Below are 6,216 nucleotides of genomic sequence, written 5' to 3'. Positions count from 1 at the left end.
TTTCGGTTTTAACAACACTGTATATATTATTATAAATATCCGGGGAGGCGAACTTACCGTCTTGTTGTCTTCAACAATGTTGTCTTATTTGTCTTCACTTATTCCTCCCGCCGCTTGCGAAAGTAGTAGGGCGGAGCCTCCCCGTAACACACCCCCTCCTGCCTCCCCCAAAAGGGGAGGTAGCGCGAGGCGGTCAAAGCAAATCAAATTTAAATATAATAAACAGAGCCTCTGCTTCTCCCTCTCTTGTGAAGAGGGTTACAGTGAGGAGCATTATTCATCTTTCCATCTCTCTGGTCTCCTCCCCTTTTGGGGGAGGCGGGAGGGGGTGGCTTAAAAATTTATTCTTTTATGAAAACAACCAAAACACAAAACAAAAACATGGCTCATTGGCGGTTACTGCTTGCCACGGCAGCCTTTTTGCTGTGTAGTTCCTTTGCCGGGGCGCAGGTGACCGTGGGTTCCAATATCACACCCACGCGGGCGGCATTGCTCGACCTGAAAGCACGGCAGACCACAGCAACCATTCCTTCGGTCAATGCCGACGAAAACATTACTTCCGCTCTGGGCGACGGCGGACTGCTGCTGCCCCGGGTAAAGCTGATAGACATAAACACTCTGGAACCTTTTATTGCAAAAGATGACGCCGAATATGTGGCCAATACCAACTCGCTGAAAGAGCGGTTGGCAGGGCTGATGGTCTACAACGTGACCGATAATGGCGCGGGCAGCACCCTCTACCCGGCCGTCTACACCTGGGATGGCACCAAATGGCGTACCGAACGCATCAATGAGGCCGGGGCATCGATCATGGTGCAACCCAAGCCCTTTACCTTCTACGAAACGGGCGAAGAGACAGTCAAGGCCCTTGAGTTTGTTGTAGACGGGCTAGGCACATGGACCTACCAGTGGTATCAGGTGACGGGCAACAATGTACATGTACGCATCGGTACGGCTGTGGGCAAAGCCGAAACTATCTACACAAATACAACTGACGCTAACGCTGCCGGAGCTACCTCTCCCTCCTTTACCCCAAATAAAGTAATAAAGGGTAGTAAAACCACCCGCAATGCCAACAATACGGGCTTCTACAAGTTCTACTGCGTGGCTAAAAGCTCGCTGGGAGCAGAACTGACCTCCGACATTGCCGAAGTGGCTGTAGGCTGCGGGGCAAAGAACAACGATGGCGAGTGGATATCCTTTATGTGCTTTAACCTCGGAGCACAGAACGGGATTACAATACAAGAACAAAAGGATTATCCGATAGGAACATTTACAAATGATGCATCGGGTATGCACACCTATATCCCTGGAGAGGAAAATGTATGGGGCGGCCTCTTCCAGTGGGGACGTATAGCAGATGGACACGAACTGCGCTCCTTTACAGGTGCAGGTGGAACACCTACCAACATACAGGCATACAGCGGAGTGGAAACAGCCCATATCATCAACGGCAACCGTTGCTCGACTACGGATACACCTCGTCCTTACCAGCAGGTAAAAGAAGGGACAGCAGGATACGGAAAATTTATCTATGGAAACGTTGTTAACTGGACGCCCATTGCCCAAGCTACTGCCGACCAGTTGTGGCGCACAGGGCGCTTTATACAGAACGACCCTTGCGCACATTATAAAACAGATGGTTCTTACCATGAATTTTGGCATAATGGTGCTGATGGGCAAAATAAAGATGTAGATGGTGTAATCATCTCTGAAGCCTGCACTGATGCGGGTACAGCATGGCGCACCCCTTCGCAGGACGAATGGGGTAGTATATACAGGGGAGGGGCAATAACAGGTTCTCCAGGTAATGCGACAGCAAATACATGGAGCTGGTATGGAGGAACAAGCACGCTCATCGACAATAGTCGTGGATGTGAGATTAAACCGGATGGAGAAACTACAACATTGTTTTTACCAGCCAGTGGCTACCGAAGTAACGGCAAAGGTTTGCTGTACTACCAGAGTGTGAGTGCCTTTTATCTGAGTTATTCTATTAATGGTATTAATACATACAATCTGAACTTTGGCAGTAGTTATGTTAATCCTGCTAACAGCAGCAGCCGTGTGTCTGGCTTCGCTCTTCGTTGCATCAAAAACAACTGACAGCTCCCTCAAACTCCCCAAAGGAGAGAGAAGGGCAAGTCCATAACAAAAACAGTCAACAGCCAAATCTTAAAATCCTCAAAATATATGAAACCATACAAAATCATTCTTCTTTTTGCTCTGCTGGCTGCCACAGTAAGCCTTCGCGGACAGATAACCATCGGTTCAGATATTCCGCCTACACGGGCGGCTTTGCTCGACCTGAAAGCACGCCAGACCACAGGCACACTGACTTCCGTTACCGCTGACGAAAACATCACCGCTGCCTTGGGCGATGGCGGGTTGGTCTTACCACGCGTAAAGCTGGTAAGTATCAGTACCCTGGAGCCTTTTATCCCGGCCGATGACGCCGCATTCACAGCCAATACCAACTCCCTGAAAGAGAAACTGGCGGGTCTGATGGTCTACAATATGACCAACAACGGAGTGGGCAGCGCCCTCTACCCGGCCGTCTATACCTGGGACGGTGAAAAATGGGTAACCACACAGGCCAACGAGGCTGCCTCGTCGATAATTACCCAACCTCTGCCTTTTACCTTTTACGAAACGGGCGAAGAGACAATCAATCCCCTGACTTTCGTTGTAGAGGGTCTGGGTGACTGGACCTTCCAGTGGTACCAGATAACAGGTAACAATGTGCATGTACGCATCAGTACAGCCATCGGCAGTAGCGATGCGGTGGGCGGCACAGTAGGCAAGGAAGTAGTCGATACCCGGTCTACCGCTCTTTTCACCCCCACAGGCGTGAAGAAGGGCACTACCCGCAAAGCCAACAATACAGGCTTCTATAAGTTCTACTGCATAGCCGAAAGCTCGATGGGCGCACGCCTCGAATCGGACATTGCCGAGGTGGCTGTAGGTTGCGGAGCAAAAAACAACGCAGGGGAGTGGATATCCTTTATGTGCTTTAACCTCGGAGCAGGAGCAGATATTGGTACAGCTTCATACAATGGCATTACCATACAGGAACAAAAGGATTATCCGATAGGAACATTTACAAATAATGCTAATGGAGTATCCAATCAACATGCTTATATACCTGGCGAAGAAAAACTTTGGGGCAGCCTTTTCCAGTGGGGACGTATTGCTGACGGCCACGAATTACGCTTGTTTACCGGCGCAGGCGGCACACCGACCAATACACAACTCTACAGTGGAGTGGTAGCAAATGACATCGTTAATGGTAGTCGCTGCTCGGCCTCAGATACATACCGCCCTTATCAGCAGGTGAAAAATGGAACTGCAGGATATGGTAAGTTTATCACCGGAGGCGCAAACTGGACGCCAATTTCTCAAGTTAATGCCGACCAGTTGTGGCGTACAGGCCGCTTTATACAGAATGACCCCTGCGCCCATTATAAAACAGATGGTTCTTACCATGAATTTTGGCATAATGGTACTGATGGGCAAAATAAAGATGTAGATGGTGTAACCATCTCTCCAGCCTGCACCGATGTAGGTACGGCATGGCGCACCCCTTCGCAGGACGAATGGGCTAGTATCTACAGAGGAGGAACAATATCTGGCGATCCGGGTAATGCTACAGCAAATACATGGAGTTGGTACAATGGTACAAGTACAAATTATAGCCGAGGTTATGAGATAAAACCCGATGGGACTACAGCTACGCTTTTCTTGCCAGCAAGTGGTAACCGAAACTATGGTAATAATAGTTTGCTATACAATCAAAGTACGGGTGGTAACTACTGGAGCATTTCGATTATTAATATAAATGCGTACTACCTATTCTTTAACAGAAGTAGCGTTAGTCCAGCATTTAATATTAACCGCGCCTATGGCTTCGCTCTTCGCTGTATCAAAAACAGCTGACAACCCCTCCAACTCCCCAAAAGGGAGAGAGAAAGCAAAACCATAACAAAAACAGTCAACAACCAAATCTTGAATTGAAAATCGGCGTTAGCCAAATCCTCAAAATATATGAAACCATATAAAATCATTTTTCTATCCGCCCTGCTGGTTACCACAGTGAGCCTTCGCGGGCAGATAACCTTCGGCTCGGAGATAGAGCCTACACGGGCGGCTTTGCTCGACCTGAAAGCACGCCAGACAAGCGGCACGGTGACATCCGTGTCCGACGATGCCAATATAACCGTAGCCGAGGGCGACGGCGGGCTGGTATTGCCACGCGTAAAGTTGGTGGACATCACCACCCTCGAACCTTTTATTGCCAAAGATGACCCCGAGTTTGTAAACAATACCAACTCGCTGAAAGAACGCCTGGCAGGCCTTACAGTGTACAACCTGACCGACAACGGGCCGTTCAGCAAATTATATCCGGCCACCTACACATGGAATGGTGTGGTCTGGATTACCTCGCGGGTAAACACTCCTGTGGCAACGATTACCGAACCGCCCAAAGCCTTTACCTTCTATGAACTGGGAACGGAAGAACCCGATCCGCTGACCATCACTGTAGAAGGCGATGGGACATGGGAGTATCAGTGGTACCAGGTGACGGGCAACAATGTGCATGTGCGCATCGGCACACCCATCGGTGGTCCTGATACAGTCGACGGCACAGGAGCTACTACAGCCTCCTTTACCCCCACAGGCGTAAAAAAGGGTACTACCCGCAATGCCAACAATACAGGTTTTTATAAGTTCTACTGTGTGGCAAAAAGTTCGCTGGGTGCAGAACTGACCTCCGACATTGCCGAAGTGGCTGTAGGCTGCGGAGCAAAGAACAACGCTGGGGAGTGGATATCCTTTATGTGCTTTAACCTGGGGGCAGGAGCAGATATTGGTACAGCTTCATACAATGGCATTACAATACAGGAACAAAAGGAATATCCGATAGGAACATTTACAAATAATGCTAATGGTGTATCTGACCAACATGCTTATATACCTGGCGAAGAAAAGCTTTGGGGCAGCCTCTTTCAGTGGGGACGTATTGCTGACGGCCACGAATTACGCTTGTTTACCGGCGCAGGCGGAACCCCTACCAATATACAGGCATATAGTGGGATAGCCGCAGCTGATATCGTCAACGGCAGTCGCTGCTCCACTGGGGATACTTCCCGCCCTTACCAACAGATAAAAAGTGGGACAGCGGGATATGGGAAGTTTATTTACGCCCTTGCTCCTCCAAACTATAATTGGACACCTATTTCCTCTACTGCCGACCAGTTGTGGCGCACAGGCCGCTTTGTACAAAACGACCCCTGTGCACATTATAAAACAGATGGTACATACCAGGAATTCTGGCATAATGGCACTGATGGACAAAATAAAGATGTAGATGGTGTAACTTTCTCTGAAGCCTGCGGGGATGCAGATACAGCATGGCGCACTCCTTCGCAGGACGAATGGGGTAGTATTTACAGGGGTGGAACCATATCAGGCGATCCGGACAATGCAACAGCCAATACATGGAACTGGTATAATGGTACAAGTAGTAATATCAGTCGCGGATATGAGATCAAACCGGATGGTGAAACCACCACTCTCTTTTTACCTGCTAGTGGTTACCGTAACCATGGTGATGGTTTGCTCTATAGCCAAGGTGGAAGTAGCACTCTACGGAGTACTTCTATTATTGGTACAAACGCGTACACCTTAGGGCTGGGTAGCACTAACATCAATCCTGCTACTGGTAACGGTCGTGCGCACGGCTTCGCCATTCGTTGTATCAAACATTCATAATCAACCGATAACCTTTAGCTATCTATTGCAAATCGAAATGTATAAAAAACAAAATATAGTATTATTGGGGCTCCTCCTATTATTTTCCGGGGGCGCCCTTGCCCAAACCATCGAGATGCACCTGCCTTCGTGCAACTACCTGCAATATGTCTTCATCCTGAAACAGGGCACCGCCCGCGATACGGTGGCTGTGGGCAGGCTCGATTCGGTAGGCAAGGCATCGTTTACACTGCCTGCCGGTTATGCTTCATACCGTGGTGTGGGTAACCTCTCGGTGCCAACCACCCACACCTCTATCAATATGATAATCAACGGGGAGAAGAACCTCTCGGTGAAAGAAGACAGCGAGCCCGACAGCGGTATATTTTCGGGCTCGGTTGAAAACGCATACCTGCAAGAGCTCTTTTCCCGCCAAAGCCGGATAATAAGCGACTACAATGCAGC

Annotated in this window: 4 protein-coding genes; all 4 read left to right on the top strand. The window is 49.1% G+C overall.

Annotated features, from left to right (window positions below):
- Positions 1-351 precede the first annotated feature (351 nt).
- Positions 352-2,106, top strand: a complete 1,755-nt coding sequence (locus tag D0T84_RS14420) for a hypothetical protein (RefSeq protein WP_163308565.1) — start codon at positions 352-354, stop codon at positions 2,104-2,106.
- 87 nt (positions 2,107-2,193) lie between these two features.
- Positions 2,194-3,936 (top strand): hypothetical protein, encoded by a 1,743-nt coding sequence (locus tag D0T84_RS14415; RefSeq protein WP_163308564.1) that lies wholly within the window; start codon positions 2,194-2,196, stop codon positions 3,934-3,936.
- Between the two features lie 108 nt (positions 3,937-4,044).
- On the top strand, positions 4,045-5,772 hold the full coding sequence (locus tag D0T84_RS14410) for a hypothetical protein (protein WP_163308563.1): 1,728 nt from the start codon (positions 4,045-4,047) through the stop codon (positions 5,770-5,772).
- 37 nt (positions 5,773-5,809) lie between these two features.
- Positions 5,810-6,216: hypothetical protein (locus tag D0T84_RS14405; protein ID WP_163308562.1), on the top strand; the 407-nt coding region annotated here is incomplete at its 3' end.

Source organism: Dysgonomonas sp. 521, assembly GCF_010501055.1.
In the GTDB taxonomy this organism is placed as follows: domain Bacteria; phylum Bacteroidota; class Bacteroidia; order Bacteroidales; family Dysgonomonadaceae; genus Dysgonomonas.
The sequence above is the reverse complement of the archived record's forward strand: the minus strand, read 5'-3'. Positions and strand labels throughout refer to the sequence as shown.

What these genes read in the sequence shown, in the direction of transcription:
- D0T84_RS14420 (WP_163308565.1), top strand. Translation starts at nt 352, where the DNA reads ATGAAAACAACCAAAACACAAAACAAAAACATGGCTCATTGGCGGTTA.
- D0T84_RS14415 (WP_163308564.1), top strand. Translation starts at nt 2,194, where the DNA reads ATGAAACCATACAAAATCATTCTTCTTTTTGCTCTGCTGGCTGCCACA.
- D0T84_RS14410 (WP_163308563.1), top strand. Translation starts at nt 4,045, where the DNA reads ATGAAACCATATAAAATCATTTTTCTATCCGCCCTGCTGGTTACCACA.